A 25,282-nucleotide genomic window follows, 5' to 3' on the forward strand; every position below is an offset into this window, starting at 1 on the left:
TATTTTTACAGATATCGAACTATCATATTGATAGCATTAGGGAAAGTTTACAACATAACGCCTATGAAAGCTCTAGCAATTTTAATGAAATAAAGTTCTATAAAGACCAGAAAAATATATAAGAAGAAAATGGATACATTAATCTGAATTGAATAGCTAATGGTTAGTGGCGTGGCGACCAAAATTTTGCCAATATGGATTTTGTGGTGGTCAGTTTTGAGATGATTAAAGCGGTAAAGAACAAACTTGCTAAGATTAAAACGATAGATAGCCCAGTCTGAATGTCCAGCCAAATACTACCCCAAACACCTAAGGTAACGCCAAGTTGGGCAACCACTAACGATATAATGACCATTTGTTTTGGCGATGCTGAATATAATCGTGCCGTCAGTGCGGGCAAGACCAGCAGACCACTGATTAATAGGCTGCCAACTGCCTGCAATGCAATCGCACAAAACCCTGCCAATAGACCCATAAAAAATAATCGTTGACTAGTTGGATTGATGCCTTGAATGCGCGCTAACGCTTCATGGGTTGCCAATTTAATTTGTGCCGGCCAGATATAGATAAGTAATGCCAACCCAACCAATACACTGCCAGCAATCAACGGCAAATCCGCCCAATCAAGCTCAAGCAAATTACCAAATAAAAAGCCTAAGACATTGGCTTGCTGATCGGTTAGTTGGGTTAAGGTTAATAGACCTAAACACAGTAAGGATACGGCAACCACGGCCAGTACCGCATCAACAGGCAAACGCTCATCATCAATGAGTACTAATCCCAATACCACCATCACGCTGACCAGCGCAATGCCGATACCCATAGGCAGCTGCCACCATACTGCCAGTGCTACACCTAGTAGTGTGCCATGCGCCAACGCATCGGCAAAGAAAGCCATACGTCGCCACAATACCAAGCAGCCTAAAGGTGCTGAAAGCAATGCTAAGATACTACCAGCTATCCAAGCAGGCGCAATAATGGCTAACCAAGCAGTCATAATACATATCCGTAAATTTTTATAAAAAGGGTATCAGGCAATTTTTGCTTTAAGCCAACTAGTGTTTATTAAATCTAGCTTGGCGCGTGATGTTCACAGGCATGTGGTTGGTGGACATACGGCTGCTCATAATGATGACCAAATAGCTTTTGAAACTCACTGCTAATGGCAAGCTCGCTTGGTTGACCTTCACAACAGATATGTTTATTCAAACAAATCACCCGTCGACTGCCTTTCATCACCCAATGTAAATCATGAGAGACCACCAGCATGGCACAACGCAGAAAATCTGGTAGCTCATCAATAAATTGATAAAGCCAAACCTCCGTTTCAGGGTCTAGCCCTTGCATCGGCTCATCTAAAATCAATAGATTTGGCTTATCTAATAATGCTCTTGCTAACAATACCCGTTGGGTTTCACCGCCTGATAAATGCAGCATCTGCCGTGAGAGCAAATGGGTCAATGATAACTTATCAAATATAAACTGCCGCTGCTCAGGCGTTAGGCGTTTTTTGTTGGCTTGCCCTAATAAATCGCTGACACGTAATGGCAGGATTGGTGGTACAGAAAATCGCTGCGGCACATAGCCTATCTGCAGGTTCTGGTATGGTGTCACTTGCCCAGTCGTGGGTTCAATTAGTCCCAAAATTAGCTTAACCAGCGTCGATTTGCCAGCACCATTAGGACCGATAAGGCTCACCGTTTCATTGACTGCAATGTCGATATCAATATTAGAAAGCAAGCGTTGTTGACCAATATAGTAGCTAACATTACTTAAGTTCAGCAGCTTACTTGTATTATTCATCAGATAACCGCGCATATGGATGGAGAGTTAGTTTAAATATAAGATTCAGCTCATTGTTTACTGACACGCTTGGCAACGACCACTCAGCTCAATGACACTGCGAGCAACCGTAAAGCCGATATCTTGTTCAGCAAAGCTCATCATCTCTTGCACTGGTAAGCTGCTACATTCTTGTACGCGTTGACACTGCTCACAAATTAAGAAGGCTGCCGTATGATGAGCACGCGGATGACAGCAAGGCACATAAGCATTGATAGATGTCAGCTGATGAATCAAACCTTCGCTTAGTAAAAATTCTAAACTGCGATAGACCGTCGGTGGTGCGACATTTTTTATGCCGTCAGGCTCATTGTCATTATCTGAGAGGCGCATCTGCTGTAATTGGGTGATTAAATCATAAGCACCCACTGGCTTATTCGCTTGCAATACCAGCTTATAAATCTGCTGCCGTAACGGGGTAAAGCGTACACCGCGCAGATGAGATTGCTCTTTTGCGGCTTTTAGGCGCTCGGTCACATTTTGCGGCGTAAAATCTTGCACATCGTGGGCATGATCACAGTTTGATGAAATGGTCGGCATAGCAAAAACTCCCAAAACAATCCTAATAAATACAGCAAACAATCGTTTTTATAAAACGCTGCCTAGTATAACGACAAATTAACTGCTCAACACCTAGATTTGCCAAACCTTGACATGACTTTTAATTAACATCGCTTTATATGTGATTAACCTCGCTTCGCAAAAATAGAATTACTAAAATGCAAAATAAAAGTGTGATTTAATAATGTTATAGTATAACATAATACTTAGAAGTAACCTATATTAAAAATATCGCAGTTCAATGACTCAATAGGATTTAAATCGTATGATTGCCAACGCTCATAACGCCACAACAAATTCAGATAAAAGATTCAATGTTAAAAATGATACATTTTTACATAAGCTGCGCAATTTAATAGCGAAGCGTTTATTGATGGCTGGGTTGTTAATATTAGGATTTATGGCATTACCTGCGCAAGCAGCAACGGTTAGCGTGAGTAATTATCCATTATTTTTATTAAGCCAAGCAGTGACAGAAGGCGCACCACCTGCCAAACAATTATTACAAGCAGGGGAGGTCGGACATCATGGTAGTATTAGCCCTGGCGATATCAAGGCAATCCAAGACAGTACCTTTGTAGTTTGGTTTGGTGAGCCCCTAGAAAATAATTTGGCAGCAAATTTGAACAATGCACCCAATTCTATTGCCTTATTTAAGTTTGACGCTTTTAATCGTCATCCTCTGCGCGATATAAAAGGCAAGCCTATCGCTGGCACGCTTGATCCGCATATTTGGCTCGACCCTGACAATGCCAAAGCCATTACCCGTGCCCTTGCCGTCATACACAGTCATGCCAATCCGCAATATAAAAAGCTTTACCATGCAAATGCGCAAAAATTTGCCCAACGACTGGACAAAGCAGTGGCAGCAACCAACCAGAATGCTAGCCAAAAACCATTACCATACTGGGCTTATCATGATGCTTATCAATACATGGAGAAAAGCGCTAACTTACAGCTCATTGGCAGCTTAAGTACCGACCATCATTTGGCACCAAAAGCCAGTCAATTACGTTGGCTTAATGAGCAGCGCCCAGCTAAGCAGATGTGTTTGGTCAGCCCAAGTGCGCCTGCCAAAGGTTTGCTTGCTAAGCTTCAACCTGTTAAAGAGACAGTTCAAGCAGAAGATATGAGTAATAGTAAAGATTTTGTCAGCGGTTGGCAGATGATGGCACAGCAAATTCGCCAATGCATATCGTAAAAGCTTCTGTTAAAAATATAATTTAAGAATAATAAGCAAGCAGATCAAATGTATAGGATGCTAAATCTATAAGATGAAACGCACTTTGATAGAGTGTTAGTTGTACTTTATTAAATTTGTAGTGAGTTTTTCATTACTGTATCGTCAAATACTTGATAAAAGTTATATTTCACTTGCTTAAAAGGCACTCGCTCCTTATAATGAGGGCGTTTTATTTTGGTTGAAAGATAACGCCTATATGGTAAGCTACTCGCGGATAAAATTTTCGCAAGCAAGCTACATGATTCCCATGTGATAGGGCTATAGGAATATCAATGACCAAGCCTGCTAAACGCACGCAAAAAGATAAAATTGGCATCTATATCAAGCGCCAAGCATGGATATTATTTATCCTGATTATTATTGCTTGGATAATAGATACGCTATGGCTGCATAGTGCGCTGACTGTCGCAAAGAGCACCGCTATTGGTGCATTGCTGAGTTTTGCTACCCAAGCAGTATTTGCTTTTTTTATCTTTTGGTATACCGGTTATCGCGCGCGCTTACATATTGTGAGTCAGCTTTATCGGGGTCAGATGGCAAAATGGCTATTGACTGTGTTTGGTTTCGCACTAATTTTTATTACCGTACAACCCCTATCAGCGCCTGCGCTATTTATCGGTTTTATGGTAATGCAAATTAGTCACAGTTGGATGTTGTGGCATATACGCTAGTGTAGATAAAGGATAGCTATTTGATAGTTGCCTTATTGAGTGCACTGAGCTCGTCACCCTGCTGTCCAACTTCTATATGACTATTTAGTAAGTTAAAATATAAGCATTGCTTTAAAATAGCAGCGATAATGGTGTTATTAGTTTTCGATATAAAAATATACGCGGTTATTTGCGGGTAGGGGAGCGTTAATTGAGCGCTTGTTACTCTTACAATTAAATTCTTACAATTTAATTAGTGACGCAAAGCCATGTTAACAAACGTGAACGCCCTTAACTTATTAATACAGCAGATAAAAAAGTCATAATTGACTTTACACGAATACAACGCTGCATTAATATAGGCGGCTAAATATCTTGCTTACAAGTGCTGTATTAAGCGCTTATCGTGAAAAAACGAGCGAAGCAAACAATATATGATATTTTACACAAACATTAAAGGGCCATTAATGAATAATGATAAGCCCTTTTTTGATAGCTAAAATTTATCATCAGCTAGCAAATTTAGCATAAGTAACAGAACTATGGGTTGGATGTTATTGTTTACAGAGGCGCTTTAGGGTCGTTTGTTTATCTGCATTGAAAAGATGCAGCGGCAAGCGCTAAAGACCTCATCAGATGACAACCGTATTTTTTGGTAGTTGAGTAAATCGTTGACTAATAAGAAGCTTATATTATGGCAGGCGAGCAAACAACCACAGACTATATCTCTCATCACTTAACGAACTGGACGTACGGCTATCTGCCGGGCGAAGGTTGGAAAGTTGCCTATACTGCCGAAGAAGCAGGGTTAATGGGCTTTAAAGCGATCCACCTTGATTCTATGCTTTGGTCAATTGGTTTGGGCATTGTTTTCTGCTCCATCTTCTGGATGGTCGCTAGAAAAGTCACTTCAGGCGTGCCGGGTAAGCTGCAAACTGCGGTTGAGATGATCGTTGAATTCGTTGATAACAACGTTCGCGACTCTTATAGTGGTACTTCGAAGCTGATTGCGCCGTTGGCGTTGACCATCTTTGTGTGGATATTCTTAATGAACTTGATGGATTTACTACCTGTCGACTTCATCCCTATGCTGGCCGGACAAGTTGGCGCGCTGATGGGACATGATCCACATCATGTGTTCTTTAAGATTGTTCCAACCACAGATCCTAATGTCACGCTTGGCATGTCTTTTTCTGTCTTTATCCTGATTCTATTTTATAGTATCAAAGAAAAAGGTCTGGGCGGCTTTGTTGGTGAGCTAACATTGCATCCGTTTAGTGCCAAAAACCCTATCGTACAAATTATTTTAATACCCATCAACTTTATCTTAGAGTTTGTTACTCTGATAGCTAAGCCTATCTCTTTAGGTCTGCGTCTATTCGGTAACATGTATGCTGGTGAGTTGATTTTCATACTGATTGCCCTAATGCCATTTTGGATTCAGTGGGCGTTGTCAGTACCGTGGGCTATTTTCCACATCTTAATTATTACCCTCCAAGCGTTCGTATTTATGATGCTGACGATAGTTTATATGTCACTTGCATCATCAACTGAACATTAATTAGACATTCAATAGGTAAATGAGGATACATCCATGGATCCAGTATTAGGTGGTTACACAGTTATCGCAGTAGCACTACTTATCGGTTTAGGTGCACTAGGTACAGGTATTGGTTTTGCTATTCTAGGTGGTAAATTCCTAGAAGGTGTTGCGCGTCAGCCAGAACTTGGTTCACAGTTGCAAACTCGTATGTTCATCGTAGCAGGTCTTCTTGATGCTATTCCGATGATCGGTGTTGGTATTGCTATGCTATTGTTGTTCGCTAACCCTCTAGCAGGTTAATCAGAAAGCTCAGTTGTAAATGTTTGGTAGTCAAAGTTTGTATATTAACCATAGCCAAAGTTTGGCTATCAAATATGATCAATGAAACTGATTTTTCATTAACAAAGAGGTGATCACGTGAATATCAATTCTACCCTCATCGGTCAAGCCATTGCTTTTGCAATCTTTGTGATGTTCTGCATGAAATTCGTGTGGCCACCACTTATCGGCGCAATTAACGACCGTCAGCGTAAAATTGCTGAAGGCTTAAACGCTGCTGAAAAAGCAAAAGCAGACTTGGCGACCGCGGAGCGAGATGTACAGCAGGAGCTTAATCTTGCAAAGACCAAAGCGGCTGCATTAATTGAGCAAGCGAACAAAAGCGCCAATCAACTTGTTGAAGATGCAAAATCTCAAGCCCAAGCGGAAGGCGAGCGCATTCGCCAGCAAGCACAAGCGGCTATCGACCAAGAAATCAATCAAGCGCGTGAGTCATTACGTGCCCAAGTTGCTGAATTGGCGGTACTTGGTGCTGAAAAGATTTTGCAAGACACAGTCGATGTGCAAAAACATGCCAGTATGTTAAATCAGCTGGCGGCGAAGCTGTAATTGTGAGGATAACATGGCTGACTTATCAACCTTAGCACGACCGTACGCTAAAGCCGCTTTTGATTATGCCAATGAAAACGGAGTAGTAAACGAGTGGGAAAACTTCTTGTTTGTTGCCGCTACCGTTGTCAGCGACAAGTCGTTCAGTACTTGGCTAGACAATCCAGCTGTTTCTGCTGAGCATAAGTCAGCTGCTTTGGTCGATCTTTATGATACACAAGTAGCGAGCGCTAGTGATTCTGCTTTCAAGCAGTTATTAGGTGAGACCCAAGGGGCTCGTCATGACAGCAACGCCAGCTATCCAAAAGTATCAGTAGCATTTAGTAACTTCGTTAAACAGTTATCAGAGCAAGAGCGTCTGGCGCTGCTTCCTGAAGTTTATGAGCATTATCGCCGTCACAAGGCAATAAGCTTAAAGCAGCTTGACGCTTATGTGACCTCTGCTTATCCATTAACCGATGCACAGCGTGATACGCTGCAAGCACGTCTTGCTACTTCGCTTAATGCGAGTGTAGTGATTCATGATTCGGTGGATCCAAGTCTTTTGGCAGGCGTTACGATCAAAGTCGGTGACAAAGTCATTGATGATTCGATGCGCGGCAAGTTACAACAGTTAAAAACACAGCTAACGGCCTAATGTTATTTATCACCTTATCAACGCTGACCAGTTAAGCTGAGTCTGCTTGACAATATTTTGAGTGATAAGTAGAGCATTTAAGTCAGTGGCGGGTTACCATAAATTAAAGGAAACAAGGCAATGCAACAATTGAATCCAGCGGAAATCAGTAACCTGATTAAGCAGCGTATTCAAGACCTTGATGCGGGTGCAACTGCAAAGAATGAAGGCACGATTGTCAAAGTATCTGACGGTATCGTGCAGATTCATGGTCTTGAAGATGCCATGTACGGCGAAATGATTGAGTTTGAAGGTGAAGTCTACGGAATGGCGCTTAACTTAGAGCGTGATTCGGTTGGCGCAGTAGTACTGGGTGACTTCCTAAAACTACAAGAAGGTCAAAAAGCCTATTGTACTGGTCGTATCCTTGAAGTTCCGGTAGGTCCTGAGTTGCTAGGTCGCGTTGTTGATGCTTTAGGTAACCCTATTGATGGCAAAGGCCCTATTAATGCCAAGATGACTGACAAAGTCGAAAAAATCGCTCCGGGCGTTATCGATCGTCAGTCAGTTGATCAACCAGTCATGACTGGTTATAAGTCTGTTGATACCATGATTCCAATCGGTCGTGGTCAGCGTGAGCTTATCATTGGTGACCGTCAGACGGGTAAAACCGCAATGGCTATCGATGCGATCATTGCACAGAAAGCCTCTGGTATTAAGTGTGTCTACGTAGCAATTGGTCAGAAGCGTTCTACCATTGCCAACGTGGTACGTAAACTTGAGCAAACTGGTGCCCTTGAATATACGACTGTTGTAGTCGCTTCAGCGTCAGAGCCAGCAGCACTACAATATATCGCACCGTACTCAGGTTGTACGATGGGCGAATACTTCCGTGACCGCGGCGAAGATGCACTGATCGTATTTGATGACTTATCAAAGCAAGCAGTCGCTTATCGTCAAATCTCACTACTATTACGTCGTCCGCCAGGTCGTGAAGCTTATCCTGGTGATGTATTCTATTTACACTCACGTTTACTTGAGCGTGCATCACGCGTAAACGCAGCTTATGTTGAAAAATTCACCAATGGTGAAGTGGTCGGTAAAACTGGTTCTTTAACCGCGCTACCTATCATTGAAACCCAAGCTGGTGACGTATCTGCATTCGTACCGACTAACGTAATTTCAATTACTGATGGTCAGATTTTCTTAGAATCAAGCCTATTCAACTCAGGTATCCGTCCGGCGGTGAATGCTGGTATTTCGGTATCGCGTGTTGGTGGTGCTGCTCAGACTAAGATTATCAAGAAGCTATCTGGTGGTATCCGTACCGCACTAGCCCAGTATCGTGAACTTGCAGCGTTTGCTCAGTTTGCATCAGATCTTGATGATGTGACGCGTGAACAGCTGGATCATGGTGAGCGTGTGACTGAACTGATGAAGCAAAAGCAATATCAGCCAATGTCTATCTCTGAGCAAGCCGCTGTTATTTATGCGTCAAACGAAGGCTTCTTAGCAGACGTTCCTGTTGAAAAAATCGGTTCTTTTGAAGAAGCTTACTTACGCTATATGCATGATGAGCAAGCTGACTTAATGAAAGAGATTGATGACACTGCGAATTATAACGATGATATCGCAGGTCGTTTAAAGTCATCTTTAGAGACCTTTAAACAAAATCACAGTTATTAATTTAACGGGTTAAGCCAGTTTTGTTGTGGCTTTGATTTTAGAGCTTATGAAGTGGCGCGTTGTCTGATAAGCTTTTATTAAGACAGCAGCGCCACTTTAGTCACAACTCATGGTCTATGGTTGCGTCATGCCATAAGATATTGATATATCGAAATATTGCTAATAGAAATACTGTTTGATATTAAAATATTGTTGCATGCGCCAATGCTTTTTAACCCTCTTATATTGGAATCATTATGGCAAACTTAAAAGAAATACGTGCCAAAGTCACCAGTATTCAAAGCACCCAAAAAATTACTCGCGCTATGCAAATGGTAGCGGCTAGTAAAATGCGCCGTGCCCAAGAGCGCATGGAAGTGGGTCGCCCGTATGCTGATAGTATGCGCCGGGTTATTTCGCATTTGGTGCATGCCTCATCCGATTATAAACATCCGTATATGGTCACGCGTCCAGTCAATAGAGTTGGCTATATCGTTATCACATCTGACCGTGGTCTAGCAGGTGGTTTAAATATTAATTTATTTAAAGCATTAACAAAGAATATCCAGCAATACCAAAACCAGTCTGTACAAGCTGAATTTGCCGTGATTGGCTCTAAAGGTGTCAGCTTCTTTAAAAACTTTGGTGGCAAGGTCACTGCCGCAGTGACTGATTATGGTGATAAGCCTACTTTTGAGCAGATAAACTCACCGGTTCAAGCGATGCTTGATGATTATACTAACGGTAAAATAGACCGCATCTATGTGGTTTATAATAAGTTCGTCAATGCAATGACCCAAAAGCCGACTATCAATCAGTTGGTACCTTTACCAGAGAGTGCATTTGGTGAAGAAGAGAGCGGCATTCAGACTGAACTTAGCTGGGATTATATCTACGAGCCTGATATCAAAACATTGATTGATGAATTGCTAGGCCGTTATATTGAGTCTATCGTCTATCAAGCGGTAATGGAAAACATTGCCTCTGAGCAGTCCTCACGTATGGTTGCGATGAAAGCGGCGACAGATAATGCTGGCGACCTAATTAACGATTTACAGTTGGTTTATAACAAGCTGCGTCAAGCGGCGATTACCCGAGAAATCTCGGAAATCGTTGGCGGTGCTGCTGCTGTTTCATAATTGAAACCCTTTATGAAACCCACTATATACAGAATTTCCAGGAGAACGCAATGAGTAGCGGTCGTATTGTACAGATTATTGGCGCGGTTCTTGACGTTGAGTTTAACCGTAACGAAGTACCTAAGATTTTCGATGCTTTGCTAGTTGATGGCACTGAAACCACTTTAGAAGTACAGCAACAGCTGGGTGATGGCATCGTACGTACGATTGCTATGGGTTCTACTGAAGGACTAAAGCGTAACCTACCGGTTACTAATACTGGTGGCCCGATTTCTGTGCCAGTCGGTATCGGTACGCTAGGTCGTATCATGGATGTTCTTGGTCGTCCTATCGATGAAGAAGGTCCAGTTGCTGCAGATGAGCGCTGGTCAATTCACCGCGAAGCGCCAAGCTATGCAGAACAATCAAACAGTACTGAGCTGTTAGAGACTGGTATTAAAGTAATCGATTTACTTTGCCCGTTTGCTAAAGGTGGTAAAGTTGGTCTGTTCGGTGGTGCCGGTGTTGGTAAAACTGTCAATATGATGGAATTGATCAACAACATCGCGCTTAAGCACGAAGGTTTGTCTGTATTTGCTGGTGTTGGCGAGCGTACGCGTGAAGGGAATGACTTCTATCACGAAATGCAAGAAGCTGGCGTTGTTAATACCGAAGACTTTAGTAAATCTAAAGTGGCGATGGTATACGGTCAGATGAATGAGCCACCGGGTAACCGTTTACGTGTTGCACTGTCTGGTTTGACCATGGCTGAATACTTCCGTGATACCAAAGATCCTGCTACTGGCAAAGGTCGTGACGTATTGCTATTCGTTGATAACATCTATCGTTATACACTAGCCGGTACTGAAGTATCAGCATTGCTAGGTCGTATGCCATCAGCGGTTGGTTATCAGCCAACACTCGCTGAAGAGATGGGTATGCTGCAAGAGCGTATTACTTCTACGCAATCAGGTTCTATTACTTCTGTACAAGCAGTATATGTACCTGCGGATGACTTGACGGATCCATCACCAGCTACAACATTTGCTCACTTAGATGCAACTGTGGTACTAAGCCGTGATATCGCTTCACAAGGTATCTATCCTGCGGTTGATCCACTAGATTCAACCTCACGTCAGCTAGATCCATTGGTTATCGGTGAAGAGCATTACAACGTTGCTCGTGGTGTTCAGGAAGTTCTACAGCGCTATAAAGAGCTAAAAGACATCATCGCAATTTTGGGTATGGATGAGTTATCAGAAGAAGATAAACTAGTCGTTTATCGTGCTCGTAAAATCCAGCGCTTCTTATCACAGCCATTCCACGTAGCCGAAGTATTTACCGGTGCACCTGGTAAATATGTACCACTACGCGATACCATTGCAAGCTTTAAAGCAATCATCGCTGGTGAATATGATAGCTTACCAGAGCAAGCCTTCTATATGGCTGGCGGCATCGACGAAGTTGTTGCTAAAGCTGAAAAAATGAAGTCTTCTGCAGCGTAAGTTGTATTCGTATTAACTAACGAGTAGGTATAATATAAATCCTATATCTACTTCTTAGTAACGCATCGCAGTTTTTACTGTTTTTTGATCGCGCTTTGATAGTAAGGAATTAAGTATGGCAACGTTACAATGTCGCGTCGTAAGTGCTCGTGAAGAGTTGTATTCAGGCGAAATTAGCATGTTAATAGCTAGTGGTACCGAAGGCGAGATTGGTATATTGCCAGGTCACACCCCGCTTATTACTTTGCTAAAGCCTGGCGCAATGCGTGTGCAAACGCCAGATGGTTCAGAAGAAGTAATCTACGTCTCAGGCGGTGTGTTAGAAGTACAGCCAAAAATGGTAACCGTACTTGCTGATACGGCTATGCGTGCACATAACCTTGACGAAAGTAAAATCGTTGAAGCACGTAAAAAGGCTGAGCAGATGCTGGTCAACCAGTCTGATACCGTACAAACAAATGCTGCATTGGCATCATTGGCGGAATCTGTCGCTCAGCTACAGACTATCCGTAAGTACAAAAACCGTGCTTAATATTTTTTGGTTGCAAGGCTAATGATTTACTCTTGTAAGCAATAATAAAAAGACAGTCCTTTATGGGCTGTTTTTTTTATGGCTGATGATTTTATATCTACTAACAATGGTTTTTAGTTTTTAGGCAAAAAGCCACTAGCAACAATAGCAATATATGGTTATATTAAGGGTTGGAAAATAATTTGCTAAGTTATTAAGTTAAGTGGTTTTCTGTGCTTTCTTTAATAATTTGGTTGATGGTTTAAGCGTTTAGACATAGCAAGACAGTTGTTACTCACCAAAAGGCATTTAATGCTTTTAAAATGCTATAAAAAGTATGATTTTTGGACGAAAACTGACGTTTTAATAGTTGTAGTTTATAGGTTTTGTTAACAGCTATAAGCTATAGTATAGGAAGCCACAGGATTAATAGTATACTATGCTGCCAACTTTGTAACCGCTATATGAACAGCAATGGCGCTATTTCATAGTGCCATTAATTTTACTGCTCTTACTTTGACTACTTTTAAATAAGATGTATTAGAGGATATAACAATGACAACGAATGATGATGACAACACCCCCCGAATTTTGATTGTTGAGGATGATGAGCGTCTGGCCATGTTGACCCAAGATTATTTGGTCAAAAATGGTCTAGAAGTGGCGATTGAAACGGATGGTAATCGCGCCATTCGTCGTATTGTTACTGAGCAGCCAGATTTGGTCGTACTTGACGTTATGTTGCCTGGTAGCGATGGCTTGACGGTTTGCCGTGAAGTTCGTCCACATTACCACAATCCTATCTTAATGCTGACCGCGCGCACCGAAGATATGGATCAAGTATTGGGTTTAGAGATGGGTGCGGATGACTATGTTGCCAAGCCTGCTCAGCCACGTGTGTTATTAGCACGTATTCGTGCGTTATTACGTCGCTCAGAAAATGCGCCATCAGAAGATGTGCCGCAGCGCCTAGAATTTGGTGAATTGGTCATCGACAATGGCGGTCGTTCAGTGAATTTAGGTGATGAGCTAGTAGACTTCACCAGTGCGGAATATGACCTATTATGGTTGCTTGCTTCTAATGCTGGACGTATCTTGTCGCGTGAAGATATCTTTGAGCGCCTACGTGGTATTGAATATGACGGTCAGGATCGCTCTATTGACGTACGTATCTCACGTATTCGTCCAAAAATCGGTGATGATCCAGAAAATCCAAAACGTATCAAAACCGTCCGTAGCAAAGGCTATCTGTTTGTCAAAGAAGGCAACTAATCGCCTATTTTTGCTGTGAACTTTTAGCATTTATTGTGATTTAATAAAAAACCAGCGTAAAGCTGGTTTTTTAGGGTTTAAATTCTAAGTTTTTAACCTTAATCACTAGGTTATGTGGTTTAATTAAGCGATAATTTTATATATCATTTTAAGTATCAGTTAATAAATAACGCAGCAAATATTATCCTATATTGATTATGATAGGTATTCTGCTATTCATAACTATTAGTCATCAGGTTGGTCACGGCACGTATGTCATTAGTCTCTTCTCTTAAGCACAGTATTTTTGTTCGTATTTATGCAGGGCTATTGATAGTCTGCTTATGTGTGGCCTTGTTTGCCCAATTATTGATGGATACCATCAATAAAGAACGCGTACAATCTTATCGCGAAAATATGGCAACTGGGGCATTTCATATCGTAAGCGAAGGCCTGGCTCATCAAGAGAACGAAGCAGAGCGTGATTATTGGCTGTCTGATGCCAGTAATTTGTTTGGTGCAGAGTTCAAGATTTTGCCTATCAATGAGATTGATTTTAACGCCAGTGAGCTACGCCGTTTTGAAAAAGACAATACTGTTGTTCGTTATGTCAGCCAGATGGCCTACGCTGATGTTTATTATCGCTTACCAGACAATCAAAGTGTTCTGACCGCGCGTATATCACAGGTTACTGAGCAGCAAGTACGAGCCATCGCGGTATTTTTGCTAGATGATTTGTCTTATTATATTACCTTAGCTGATAAGCGTGCACGTTTGGTGCAGTTAGAAGAAAAATTCTCATTCCCTTTGGCCTTTAAAGCCTTAAGTGCCCTTGATTTAGATCCTGATCAGATGTCACGTCTGCGCCGTGGTGAGGTGGTTATCTTATTACAAGATACCAATACCAGCCAAAACAACTCGTCTATCAAAGTCATTGTGCCTTCTGAAATTAGCGATATGGCTATTTTGATCGGTCCGGTGCCTTTATTTAATTGGTTCCCGCTCAATTTAATTGTCAGTATGATTCTGATAAGTATGTTTTTAATCAGTTTGGGCGTCTATGCACTGATTTTCCCTCTCGAGCGTAAGCTGCAATTGATTCAAGTGGGGGTCAATGAGGTCAGTAAGGGCAATCTTGACAGTCAGGTACAAGTTATCGGTCAAGATGAAATAGCCCGTTTGGCCGCGACTTTTAACGCTATGACCTCTCATATCAAGCGTTTGATTGAGTCGCAACGAGAGCTAACGCGTGCGGTATCGCATGAGCTGCGTACACCGGTTGCACGTATCCGTTTTGCGGTCGATATGCTGGCAGATACCGAAGATGAAGATTCACGTTTTATGCAGCGTGATTATATTGATGAAGATATCGAAGCGCTCAATGGTTTGATTGATGAGATGTTAACCTACGCCAAGCTTGAAGAAGGCTCGCCAAAATTAGACTTGGAGCCAGTCAATCTTCGAGAGCTACTTGAGCAGATTGAGCGTGAAACCAATGCCTTGGGCAAACCGATTAAAATTGTCACTAAGCTGCCAAATGCTAAGATAGAAGCAGTGGCAGATAGACGCTACTTGCACCGCGTGATTCAGAATTTGGCTGGTAATGCCTTACGCTATGCAGAGAGCACCATTATCATCAGTGCCGGGATTAAAAAAGGTAATGCTTTCGTTAGTGTTGAAGATGATGGTCATGGCATACCTGAAGCTGATCGAGAAAAAGTCTTTATCCCATTCTCACGCTTGGATGACAGTCGCACGCGCGCGTCAGGTGGTTATGGTTTAGGCTTGTCTATCGTGTCACGTATTGCTTTTTGGTTTAATGGCAGTATGAAAGTTGACGAGAGCCGCGACCTTGGTGGCGCGCGCTTTGTAATGACATGGCCTATCAAGCCACTGACACAAATTCTAGCGGCTGATGAACTAACCCAAGAGAAGAGCGAGCGTGACTTTGATGCTTAAATATCATTAATACATTTTAAGAAACAGCATGGCAGCTTTGTGAAAGTAAATCGACTACCGCCCTGCTATTTTTTAATTAATTATAGATAGTGTAATAAGTTACTTATTACTGTCATTTATTCTTTAAAGGAGGAGGGCAAAGGATGCCGTATTTATTTGGGGGTTTGGTGATCTTAAATGCTGTCACGTTAGGATATTATCTATTTGTGCCACAGCCAAGCGTCACTCAAACTTTAAAAGCTGCGCAAGATGAGATTACTCAGCCTTTAGCTTTCACCAACAGCGCTGAGTATATTCCACCGGTTATCGGTAATAGGCAATAAAGCTTTATAACCGTAGTGATTTTTATCTTTAAAGAAAACAACAAAGAAAAGCAACGATAGCCAATCGTTGCTTTTTTAATCTTATGGATTGGCGTTATTATCAATGAAGGGCTTTTTATCCGAATTGATATCTAATGGCTGTTCTCCAGTAACTTTGGAGATAAGTGGAATCCGAATACAGACCTGTAGACCACCATCTGGATGGTTAATCGCTTCTACTGTGCCATGATGCAGGCGCGCGATACGGTCAACAATCGCTAAACCAAGACCGCTGCCTTGAGTAGTACGCGCTGACTCACCACGTTCAAACGGCTGCATAACACGCTCGAGTTGGTCTTCTGCCACCCCATCGCCGCAGTCTCGCACACAGATAATCAACTGCTCTTTTGCTTCTTTGTTCACGGTATTTTCTGTTACGACGTCGCTGTCTGTTATTACTTCTTTTTCTATGAAAGTTGGCACAATGACGGCTGATAGATAGATCGGCGGCTTGCCATAACGCTTGGCATTATTGACCAGATTGATAATCAGGCGTTTAATGGACATAGGGCGGATGGGCACAAGCTTGCTACATTCTGACTGGTAAATAAACTCCATCGGCGCAAACTGCACCATAATCTCATTAAATATGCTGTCTAAATTAGTCAGACGCATAGGCTCATCAGAACCATCTTTCATAAACGAGATAAACTGCTCCAAAATTGCATCCATATCTTCGATATCATAAATTAATCCTTCGCGGAAAAAATCATCGGGCAGCATCTCAGCGGTCAGTCGCATACGGGTCAACGGCGTACGCAAATCGTGTGATATACCTGCTAACATAATCGTGCGCTCTTTTTGTGCTTGGTTAAGAGTGGTAAACATACGGTTAAAGGCCATATTTACTTGGCGAATTTCGGTAGGACCGTGACGAGTCGGTAGGGTTGTCGCATGACCCAATTGAATATAGTTGGTGGCAGCACGTTGCAAGTAACGCAAAGGACGATTTAATTGACGCGATAACAAAACAATCGTTAATAATGTCAAAAAAGGCAGTCCAATTAAAAATAATAATAATAGGGTTGGACTATACTGCGAATAATAAACCACCGGCTCGCGTATCCAAAAACTGTTGTCACGACTGTCTTGTACCCAAAGCTGCGGGGTTGGCTTAAACTTAAAATATACCTCAACTGGTCGCCCCAATTGCGCGCTGATTTCTCGCTGCAATACATCGGTAAATACACCAACAAATGCTTTATCTGAAACCTGAGGAAAGTCACTCGGATTATCAACCACCACCACATGCGAATGCTGGTAAATCCACTGTCTCACTTCAGGGTTGTCCTTCCAGTCTCGGTTGACACTGTTCATCAGGCGTAGCTCGCTGGTTAAATAGCGCGCATGGCTTTTGAGTTCTGGTAAATAGAGACTGCGCCAAAAAAATAAAATAGACACCCCAACGCTGATAAGCACAATAAAAGCGACCATCAAAGTGGTCAGTAGACTATTAGAGTAAGAGCGTGGCAGCCAGCTTTGATGAGGCAGTTGTGAGTTTGGGGTGATCATAGGCGTCCAAAATAGAATGATACAGTGAAATACGATGATAAGTGCGACTACTAGAATAGCATAATCAACCAATGCCGCTGCCAGCTTTCATCACTAACGCTGGCGGTATCATCTGCTCAAGATAAAGGTGGAAAATAAAGGTCTTCATTATATTAGTGGCGTAAATGATGAATGTTATTTACAGTCATAACGATTTAAGCTATTGTTAATAAATAATTAAATAAGCACAGTTTATGTTTTCAATAAAATAAGACTGTGATATAATTATGCCCTTTTTGGTATACCTGCGAAAGAGAGAATTCACATGGTTGTTATTCGTTTAGCACGGGGCGGTGCCAAGAAACGCCCATTTTATCAAGTAGTTGTTGCTGATCAGCGCTGCGCACGTGACGGTCGCTACATTGAAAACATCGGCTTTTTTAACCCACTCGCTAAAGATTCTGAAGAAGCAGTACGCTTGAACATGGAAGCGTATAATGCGTGGGTCGCAAAAGGTGCACAACCTTCTGATCGCGTTGCTTCATTAGCAAAAGCTTATAATAAGTCTGTTGCTCAAACTGAAGCGACTGCTTAAGTTTAAGTAACTCTACTGATACTGCATTAGTCAGTTGGCTTAAGAATACCTAGCGTAACTGGTCTAACCAGGGTACGCCATTAACTGTTTATCGCTTTTGACTACGTTTATCGTTTTTAATAGCTTTTTTATTCATCATCGCTGTTTTTATCATTGTTAGGTTAGCCGTTATGTCGTCTGCTCCAAACGCTAGTGCCCTTATGAAAATCGGTCAGCTCAAAAAGCCTTATGGCATCAAAGGTTGGCTTTGGGTCTTTAGTGAAACAGATGATCGTACGGCTATATTTGATATCAAGCCTTGGTGGATGAAAACCGCTACCGGTATGAAACCTTTGACAGTAAAGGCTTGGCGTGAGCAAGGCACAGGAATTGTGGCTCAGTTTGAGCAGATTCCTGATCGCAATGTCGCTGAGACCATGAATGGGGTAACTCTTTGGGTCGAGCAAGACATCTTGCCAGAACCTGCTGAAGATGAATACTACTGGTCGGATTTGGTCAGCCTGCGCGTTATGAACGAGCAGGATGAGTATCTAGGCGATATTACTGAGATGTTTGAGACTGGCGCCCACGCTATCATGCGGGTTGCGGCCACATCAGACAGCTTAGATAAAGAAGAGCGCCTAATTCCATGGCACAAGCAAACTGTAATAAAGGTCGATCTGACTGAAAAAACAGTGCTGGTAGCATGGCCAAGTGACTATTAATAATGAATTGTTAATAAGCAATTATTAACACAAGCTTTAGTGATAAAAGCTTTAACTTTATCGCTTAAGGTTGTTAATAGTAATCCCGATTTGTTTAGTTAATATTAGCCACTGCGCAAGTAGACACCTGATGTATTTTGCCGTTATTAGTATTTTTCCTGAGATGTTTGCCACGATTCGTGAGTTTGGAATCACAGGTCGAGCAGTCACTCAGCAGCAAGTAACGATTGAATGCATTAACCCGCGTGATTTTACCAGCGATAACTATCGCCGTATTGATGAACGTCCGTATGGTGGCGGTCCTGGCATGGTGATGATGGCTGAGCCATTATCACAAGCTATTGAGGATGCGCGCCTGCGAGCGGCTCAGCACGGCTGCCGTGTCGACAAAGCGCACTGCCCGGTGATTTATATGTCACCACAAGGACAGACGCTGAGCGAAAGTAGTGTGCTTGATATGACTGAGTACGATGGCATGATTATATTATGTGGTCGCTACGAAGGCATTGATGAGCGCCTGCTTACGCAATATGTCGATATCGAAGTCTCGCTTGGTGATTATGTGCTTACTGGTGGTGAGCTACCTGCAATGGTGCTAATGGATAGTGTGATACGTCGTTTGCCGGATATTATGGGTGATGACAAGTCAGCTGAGCAAGACTCGTTCGTCGATGGTTTGCTTGATTGTCCACATTATACTAAGCCACATGAGTTTGCTGGCATGGCGGTCCCTGAAGTATTATTTTCAGGACATCATGCCAATATTGCCGAGTGGCGCTTCCGTCAACAAGTTGAACGTACGCAAACGCGGCGTCCTGATTTGTGGCAAGCATTCACACCGACACTAGAGCAAGCGAAGTGGTTAAAAGCATTGGCTAAAGCAGATAAAAAGTAGCGTTGATAGCTGCTATAAAGATAAACAGTTAAGTAATAAAATTTTGAGCAACAATAAAACGAGTCATAGCATAATGGCCGTTTGTCATAACCCACTTACGTTGTGTCTTATTAAAAAGAGATATAATTAATTATTACAAACAGGTGATATGCGTCAAGCCTCTATTATCTAATGTGAGGAGATAACTCTCATGAGCAACAAGCATCCATTGGTTCAGGTCATCGAAAATGCTCAATTGATTGAGCGCCCAAGCTTTGCACCCGGCGATACCGTTGTGGTTCAAGTAAAAGTACGTGAAGGTGAGCGTGAGCGTTTACAGGCTTTTGAAGGCGTTGTAATTGCTAAGCGTAACCGCGGTCTAAACTCAGCGTTTACCGTACGTAAAATCTCAAGCGGTGTTGGTGTTGAACGTGCATTCCAATTGCATTCACCAATCATCGAGAGCATCGAAGTGAAACGCCGTGGCGCAGTTCGCCGTGCGAAACTATACTACTTACGTGAGCGCTCTGGTAAATCAGCACGTATCCGCGAGAAGCTTGCTCCGCGTGCACCTAAAGTTGTTAAGCCAAAAGCTGACGCTTAGATTATATCCAGTATCTGCTTTTAAGCATTGTGCTTAAGATTGCTTTATTGCTGAGTCGTCTATTATGCGATTCGGTAGTAAAGAAAAAGCAGATACAAGCCCTTATTCATAGGTTTATCATATAAATAAGCGGGTAGTACCAAAAAAGACAAAACCCCAATCTGTGCGTAAGCCAGATTGGGGTTTTTGTTTCTGCTGTTTTAATTCATATTCTTTAAATAAAACATGCTTTAAATTAAGAATCGCTTTAAACGTTTTAAATTTGTATAAACGTTTTAAAAATAGACTTTAATCCTCAAAATTTTCGATACGGCTATTTTGGTCTTTAGATTTACTGTACTTACGCAGGCGTATGTATAACTTTTTAGTGACGGTCGCTATAGTTTTTTGCTGATCGTCAACAATATCGACTTGGTATTCACGAAATACTGGTTCGCCGTTTTTTGCCAATTCCTGAATAGTCTTGATTTCATTGCTAGGAATTTTCATGCGAGCAGTCACTTTGTTATTGCCTGGGGCGATAAATTCAATCTGTGAGCTTTTGTCCCAAACAACGTAGCTGCTACCCAGTTGATGCATCAGCATTAGCATGTAAAAAGGGTCAACCATTGAATATAAACTACCACCAAACTGCGTACCAACGATATTTTTATTCAGGCTATTGAGCCCCATGCTAACTACGCACAAGCCTTGGTCAAGATTGATATGTTCAATCTTGATACCAGCGCCAATATAAGGCGCGTAGGTATTAATACGCAGTTTAAGCAAATAAGGCGTCAGTAGTGGCATGATGTTTTTTTTGGCATTACGTTTTAGCGTCTCAAGATTTTTGGGTAGTAAACTCATAAACTTATCCTATGGCATTTCTTGATTTTTAGACTGCCATTCATCAATCGTAATGGGTAAAAAGGCATTTATCATAGTGAAAAATACCTAACGGCGCTACAGCTAAAGCGTAACTTAATTAAATACTGACCGATTCATGTTTATTAATTATTGACTGTCGCTGGTTTATTGTCATTGCAATAGATATTAACCTATTAGAATTATGATAGTGATAAAAGTAATCCATTATATTTTAACCGATAAGTAGTTAATAAGTTTATCATTAATTTTTTAGCAAACTTTACGTTATGAATTGATACTATACTTATAGTATATTCGAATTGTTATAGGTTCGCGTTCCTATGTCTCATGGCATACAATGATTGCATTTTTTCTTAAGTGTCTTTTTGTTCATCTTAAGCTAAGTAGATGAATGAGCAGTCACTAAAAACGTCATTCGACGTAAGGAAATGTGATGAGTAATACACAGCTTCCCACCTCAGGGTCCGATTCACAGCAGCCAAGCCCCTCTGATAATGATGTGCAGGGTAGCTATGTAGAGTTACATAAGCCCAATTCAAGCTTCAAAAACCGTAACGCCTACCTGAACCATGAACTGCAAATCATGCAGCCGAAACGCTGGCGTCCTAACTTGCCGTTCCGTGATTATCGTTTTGAATATGAGGATACGATTCCGGCGATGGCGGCAACGATTGGTAAAGTGGTGATGGTCGGCGCCATTGCAGCAACCTTTGCGGGGCCACTAGGTTTGGGTGATGCCTTTGTACTAGAAAACGTTCGTTATGAATTGCTCATCGTCGCGTTTTTTGTCATCTTATTCTCAGGGTTCTTACTCCCCACTGCCAACCTTGCAGGAACGCATGGTCCACTGATTCCTTTGATTCCCATCGTAGTGGCTGCTGGTGGTCACCCGATGGCATTTGGTCTACTTATCGGTGCTTTTGGATTGTTACTTGCCATTAGTAAAGGAGGGAGCTTGCTGGCAAACTTGACCAGTAAAGGCGTATGCGGTGGTTTACTGCTATATTTGGGCTTTATTGGTACGATATCCCAAGTCAAAAACCTGTTTGCGTGGGCAGAAGGTATTGATATGGCACATATTGCCTTTGTGGTGATTTTTCTCACCATAATACTATATGCAGTGCTAGAGAATTATCAAAAACGCTGGCTTGCGGTACCGCTCAGCTGCTTGCTAGGTGGTAGTGTTGCATTTGCGATGGGTGCGCCCTTTGCCTTTAAAACTGCACCCGGATTACCGCATATGAGCCCGATGTATTGGTGGGGCGAAAATACCGGTTGGATGCTAGGATTACCAACAGTTGAGAGCTTTATTGTCGTGCTACCATTTGCGGTGCTAGCCGTCGCCATGTGGTCACCAGACTTTTTGGGTCATCAGGTTTTCCAAAAAATCAGCTATCCTAAACGTACCGAACGTGTGCTGATGGATATTGATGATACGATGACCAGTGCCTCGTTTCGTCAGATTGTAGGCTCTGTGCTTGGTGGTGCAAACTTTGCCTCCTCATGGGGTACTTATATCGTACCGGCAGCGATTGCCAAGCGTCCTATTCCAGCCGGTGCGATTTTGACCGGTATTTTCTGTATTATTGCTGGTGTCTGGGGCTACCCAATGGACTTGGCAATATGGGAGCCAGTCATGTGTGTGGCGCTCATTGTTGGGGTCTTTATTCCACTTCTTGAAGCAGGGATGGAGATGACGCGTGAAGGTAAAACCACCCAGTCTGCTGCCATTGTCGTCTTTGCATCAGCCTTGGTTAATCCTGCCTTTGGTTGGTCACTTACACTGGTACTTGATAACTTAGGCTTGATTGGTTCGAAAGAGCGTAGCGCTAGTCTAACCAAAATGAGTCGCTGGATCATTCCGGTGATTACTTTTATTATATTAACTGGTGTGATGGCTATTGTCGGTATGCTGCCAGGGATTCCGGCATTGATGGCAAATTTCCGTCATTAATAAAGTGGTACTTAACTAAAAAAGTCAGCCATGGTGCTGGCTTTTTTATGGCTATGGTTAAATGGCTGGCTAAGTGGCTGTCGTTAAGCGAATAACTGGCTTGCAAAATCGTTGCTATTGCCCCATAAATATCTGTATATCAGTATCTTGAGAGCAATAAATTCTATGGTCAATGTCTCCGCGACGAGCCCCGTCGACGATAAAAAAGCCCGCCTTAAGCATTTAATCCAACGCCTGCCAAATTTGCCAGGGGTATATAAAATGCTGGGTAAGAACGGCGATATTTTATATGTGGGCAAGGCAAAGTCGCTAAAAAGTCGTGTGAACAGCTACTTTGCTAAAACCATTGATCATCCAAAGACGCGAGCGCTGGTAGCACGGATTCATAATATCGAAACTATTATTACCCGTAGTGAAACCGAAGCGCTATTGCTCGAGCAAAACCTGATTAAAGAACATCGTCCGCCTTATAACGTGTTATTGCGTGATGATAAATCTTATCTTTATGTGTTTATTTCAGCGGATAAGCCGTATCCAAGATTGGCCTACGGGCGTGGTAAAGGCAACCATCAAAAAGGTCGTTTTTTTGGACCATTTCCCTCTGCGCATGCGGCAAAAGAAACATTAGTGCTGATGCAAAAGATGTTTCAAATGCGTCAATGTACCAATACCTTTTTTAAGCAGCGTAAGCGTCCTTGCCTCGAATATCAAATCAAGCGCTGCCGTGCGCCGTGTGTCGGCTTGGTATCAGCCGAAGAATACGCAGAAGATGTAAATAATACCATTCGTTTCCTAAAAGGCGACTCTAGCGATATTCATAGCGCACTGATTGAAAAAATGGAAGCTTCTGCTGAAGAGTTAGACTTTGAAAAGGCGGTATTTTACCGCGATCAGCTGTCTATGCTGCGCGAAGTACAAGCTAAGCAAGCTGTTTATACCGTACAGGGCGAGGCGGATGTGATTGCTATTGCTAGTCAAGCAGGTATGACCTGCGTTAATGTGCTGACTGTCCGTGGTGGACGTGTGCTAGGCGGTAAGAACTATTTCCCTGATGTTGATAGTAGCGAGCCTCTAGCTGATAATTTATCTGCTTTTATTACTTCGTTTTATTTTCAAGTAACGGATGACTTACCACCAGAAATCATGTTGAGTCATGAATTACCAGATCAGGTCGCGGTCAGTGAAGCACTAGCGAGCCATTTTGGTAGCAAGGTCGTTATTAAAACTAACGTACGTGAACACCGTGCCGAATGGTTAGACTTGGCAAAACTCAATACTAATAATGCGCTAAAAACTAAGCTTGGCGATTACTTAGAATTACATGCGCGCTTTGGGGCGTTGAAAGATGTCTTGGCTGACGTCACTGATCGAACCATTGATCGCATTGAGTGCTTTGATATCTCGCACACGATGGGCGAGGCGACCATTGGTAGCTGCGTGGTCTTTGACCAAGGTGGCTCGCGTCGGCGTGATTATCGTCAGTATGCGATTCATGACATTGTCGGTGGTGATGATTATGCGGCGATGAAGCAAGTACTGACCCGCCGTTATAAAAAGCAGCCGCTGCCTGATTTGCTGCTTATCGATGGGGGTAAAGGTCAACTTGGCATCGCTAAAGAAGTGCTGACCGAGTTGGGTATCCTTAACGATACTTTACTCATTAGTGTGGCAAAAGGCGAAGGGCGCAAGGCAGGGCTTGAAGTATTGCATTTTATCGATCATGAGCCACTTGATTTGCCCATGGACAGCAAAGCATTGCATTTGCTGATGCACATTCGTGATGAAGCGCATCGCTTTGCCATCACTGCGCACCGTAAGAAGCGTGATAAACGCCGTTCATCGTCCGTACTAGAGGTCATACCAGGATTGGGCGAAAAGCGCCGTCGTGACTTACTTAATCACTTTGGCGGCATGCAGCAATTGCTCGGTGCCTCGCAGCAAGAATTGGCTGGCGTGCAAGGTATCGGTCCAATTTTGGCTAAAACGGTTTATAAAGTGTTGCATGAGTAGTTTAGGTTTATCAATCATAAAAAAGACTACAACCCTGAAGTTATAGCCTTTATAAAGTTAAAGTTGATGCTATTTAGTTAATTGAAATATCTAACTACTAGAAATCAAAATTTAACTGCTGATTTGGATAGCTGCGACAGTGTTCGCAAACCCTCTCCCAACGATTAAATCTGTATCTCCAGTACCGACGAACACGCACAGCTTTAGGATAACGACAATATACTTTTGTCATTTATGTCTCCATATTTGTTATGAAAATTTCACAACTATGGAGACATAGACACTTATTAGCATTTACTATAAAATGTATAAACCCTACCAAGGTAAATAAACTCTATTAGTAAGCTAACATTGGAGTCTAGCTCCACAGTTGTCTTATCTAAAAGTTTTTTAAGCTCAGCAATTAATTTTGCTGAGCTTTTTTAATTTTCCATATTTGGTTTCTCCTATTAAGTATTACGTTATAAAA

24 protein-coding genes are annotated in these 25,282 nt (G+C 42.3%); 19 read left to right on the forward strand and 5 right to left on the reverse strand.

Features of this window, described 5'->3' with window-relative positions:
• Window positions 1-163 precede the first annotated feature (163 nt).
• From ACMHKH_RS02660 to ACMHKH_RS02670, 3 genes are all read right to left on the reverse strand, one after another.
• Window positions 164-997: a metal ABC transporter permease gene (locus ACMHKH_RS02660; RefSeq protein WP_413519129.1), complete on the reverse strand. Its 834-nt coding sequence runs from the start codon at window positions 995-997 to the stop codon at window positions 164-166.
• A gap of 74 nt (window positions 998-1,071) precedes the next feature.
• Window positions 1,072-1,803 (reverse strand): metal ABC transporter ATP-binding protein, encoded by a 732-nt coding sequence (locus tag ACMHKH_RS02665; RefSeq protein ID WP_413519130.1) that lies wholly within the window; start codon window positions 1,801-1,803, stop codon window positions 1,072-1,074.
• A gap of 57 nt (window positions 1,804-1,860) precedes the next feature.
• Window positions 1,861-2,382, reverse strand: a complete 522-nt coding sequence (locus tag ACMHKH_RS02670; RefSeq protein WP_413519131.1) for a Fur family transcriptional regulator — start codon at window positions 2,380-2,382, stop codon at window positions 1,861-1,863.
• Between the two features lie 286 nt (window positions 2,383-2,668).
• Between ACMHKH_RS02670 and ACMHKH_RS02675 the strand changes: the two genes are divergently transcribed.
• From ACMHKH_RS02675 to ACMHKH_RS02735, 13 genes are all read left to right on the forward strand, one after another.
• Complete coding sequence (locus tag ACMHKH_RS02675; RefSeq protein ID WP_413519132.1) at window positions 2,669-3,604, forward strand: metal ABC transporter solute-binding protein, Zn/Mn family; 936 nt, start codon at window positions 2,669-2,671, stop codon at window positions 3,602-3,604.
• Window positions 3,605-3,918: 314 nt separating this feature from the next.
• Window positions 3,919-4,317 carry an ATP synthase subunit I gene (locus tag ACMHKH_RS02680; RefSeq protein ID WP_413519133.1) on the forward strand — a complete coding sequence of 133 codons (399 nt, stop codon included), beginning with the start codon at window positions 3,919-3,921 and terminating at the stop codon, window positions 4,315-4,317.
• Window positions 4,318-4,990: 673 nt separating this feature from the next.
• Entirely contained in the window at window positions 4,991-5,857 is an 867-nt protein-coding gene (gene atpB / locus ACMHKH_RS02685) for a F0F1 ATP synthase subunit A (protein WP_413519134.1), read from the forward strand.
• A 33-nt stretch (window positions 5,858-5,890) separates the two neighbouring features.
• Window positions 5,891-6,139 carry a F0F1 ATP synthase subunit C gene (gene atpE, locus ACMHKH_RS02690; RefSeq protein ID WP_010197960.1) on the forward strand — a complete coding sequence of 83 codons (249 nt, stop codon included), beginning with the start codon at window positions 5,891-5,893 and terminating at the stop codon, window positions 6,137-6,139.
• Window positions 6,140-6,256: 117 nt separating this feature from the next.
• On the forward strand, window positions 6,257-6,727 hold the full coding sequence (locus tag ACMHKH_RS02695; RefSeq protein ID WP_413519135.1) for a F0F1 ATP synthase subunit B: 471 nt from the start codon (window positions 6,257-6,259) through the stop codon (window positions 6,725-6,727).
• Window positions 6,728-6,740: 13 nt separating this feature from the next.
• Complete coding sequence (locus ACMHKH_RS02700) at window positions 6,741-7,364, forward strand: F0F1 ATP synthase subunit delta (RefSeq protein WP_413519136.1); 624 nt, start codon at window positions 6,741-6,743, stop codon at window positions 7,362-7,364.
• Window positions 7,365-7,484: 120 nt separating this feature from the next.
• Window positions 7,485-9,029 (forward strand): F0F1 ATP synthase subunit alpha, encoded by a 1,545-nt coding sequence (gene atpA / locus ACMHKH_RS02705; protein ID WP_413519137.1) that lies wholly within the window; start codon window positions 7,485-7,487, stop codon window positions 9,027-9,029.
• Window positions 9,030-9,265: 236 nt separating this feature from the next.
• Window positions 9,266-10,147, forward strand: coding sequence for a F0F1 ATP synthase subunit gamma (gene atpG, locus ACMHKH_RS02710; RefSeq protein WP_413519138.1), 882 nt, complete (start codon window positions 9,266-9,268; stop codon window positions 10,145-10,147).
• Window positions 10,148-10,197: 50 nt separating this feature from the next.
• Entirely contained in the window at window positions 10,198-11,631 is a 1,434-nt protein-coding gene (atpD, locus tag ACMHKH_RS02715; RefSeq protein WP_079692817.1) for a F0F1 ATP synthase subunit beta, read from the forward strand.
• Window positions 11,632-11,746: 115 nt separating this feature from the next.
• Window positions 11,747-12,163 (forward strand): F0F1 ATP synthase subunit epsilon, encoded by a 417-nt coding sequence (locus ACMHKH_RS02720; RefSeq protein ID WP_089555277.1) that lies wholly within the window; start codon window positions 11,747-11,749, stop codon window positions 12,161-12,163.
• 534 nt (window positions 12,164-12,697) lie between these two features.
• A complete protein-coding gene (locus ACMHKH_RS02725; protein WP_413519139.1) occupies window positions 12,698-13,414 on the forward strand; it encodes a response regulator in 717 nt (238 codons plus the stop codon).
• Between the two features lie 252 nt (window positions 13,415-13,666).
• Window positions 13,667-15,352 (forward strand): ATP-binding protein, encoded by a 1,686-nt coding sequence (locus ACMHKH_RS02730; RefSeq protein ID WP_413519140.1) that lies wholly within the window; start codon window positions 13,667-13,669, stop codon window positions 15,350-15,352.
• 143 nt (window positions 15,353-15,495) lie between these two features.
• Window positions 15,496-15,675 carry a hypothetical protein gene (locus tag ACMHKH_RS02735; protein WP_413519141.1) on the forward strand — a complete coding sequence of 60 codons (180 nt, stop codon included), beginning with the start codon at window positions 15,496-15,498 and terminating at the stop codon, window positions 15,673-15,675.
• A gap of 81 nt (window positions 15,676-15,756) precedes the next feature.
• On the opposite strand, the gene ACMHKH_RS02740 is transcribed toward ACMHKH_RS02735, so the two are convergent.
• Entirely contained in the window at window positions 15,757-17,226 is a 1,470-nt protein-coding gene (locus ACMHKH_RS02740; RefSeq protein WP_413519142.1) for an ATP-binding protein, read from the reverse strand.
• Between the two features lie 304 nt (window positions 17,227-17,530).
• Between ACMHKH_RS02740 and rpsP the strand changes: the two genes are divergently transcribed.
• The 4 genes from rpsP (at window position 17,531) to rplS (ending at window position 19,982) form a co-directional block, all read left to right on the forward strand.
• Window positions 17,531-17,800, forward strand: a complete 270-nt coding sequence (gene rpsP / locus ACMHKH_RS02745) for a 30S ribosomal protein S16 (protein ID WP_372845299.1) — start codon at window positions 17,531-17,533, stop codon at window positions 17,798-17,800.
• Between the two features lie 170 nt (window positions 17,801-17,970).
• Window positions 17,971-18,504, forward strand: a complete 534-nt coding sequence (gene rimM, locus ACMHKH_RS02750; protein WP_413519143.1) for a ribosome maturation factor RimM — start codon at window positions 17,971-17,973, stop codon at window positions 18,502-18,504.
• Window positions 18,505-18,634: 130 nt separating this feature from the next.
• On the forward strand, window positions 18,635-19,399 hold the full coding sequence (trmD, locus tag ACMHKH_RS02755; RefSeq protein ID WP_413519144.1) for a tRNA (guanosine(37)-N1)-methyltransferase TrmD: 765 nt from the start codon (window positions 18,635-18,637) through the stop codon (window positions 19,397-19,399).
• A 190-nt stretch (window positions 19,400-19,589) separates the two neighbouring features.
• Window positions 19,590-19,982: a 50S ribosomal protein L19 gene (gene rplS / locus ACMHKH_RS02760; protein WP_079692808.1), complete on the forward strand. Its 393-nt coding sequence runs from the start codon at window positions 19,590-19,592 to the stop codon at window positions 19,980-19,982.
• Between the two features lie 288 nt (window positions 19,983-20,270).
• On the opposite strand, the gene ACMHKH_RS02765 is transcribed toward rplS, so the two are convergent.
• The gene (locus ACMHKH_RS02765; RefSeq protein WP_413519145.1) at window positions 20,271-20,828 is read right to left on the reverse strand and encodes a DUF4442 domain-containing protein; all 558 of its coding nucleotides are present in this window, start codon (window positions 20,826-20,828) and stop codon (window positions 20,271-20,273) included.
• A gap of 454 nt (window positions 20,829-21,282) precedes the next feature.
• On the opposite strand from ACMHKH_RS02765, the gene ACMHKH_RS02770 reads away from it, so the two are divergent.
• Both ACMHKH_RS02770 and uvrC read left to right on the forward strand, forming a co-directional pair.
• Window positions 21,283-22,803: a DUF3360 family protein gene (locus ACMHKH_RS02770; RefSeq protein ID WP_413519146.1), complete on the forward strand. Its 1,521-nt coding sequence runs from the start codon at window positions 21,283-21,285 to the stop codon at window positions 22,801-22,803.
• 165 nt (window positions 22,804-22,968) lie between these two features.
• A complete protein-coding gene (gene uvrC / locus ACMHKH_RS02775) occupies window positions 22,969-24,813 on the forward strand; it encodes an excinuclease ABC subunit UvrC (RefSeq protein WP_413519147.1) in 1,845 nt (614 codons plus the stop codon).
• Window positions 24,814-25,282: the final 469 nt, after the last annotated feature.

This window comes from Psychrobacter glacincola (assembly GCF_965118485.1).
GTDB lineage: Bacteria > Pseudomonadota > Gammaproteobacteria > Pseudomonadales > Moraxellaceae > Psychrobacter > Psychrobacter glacincola_D.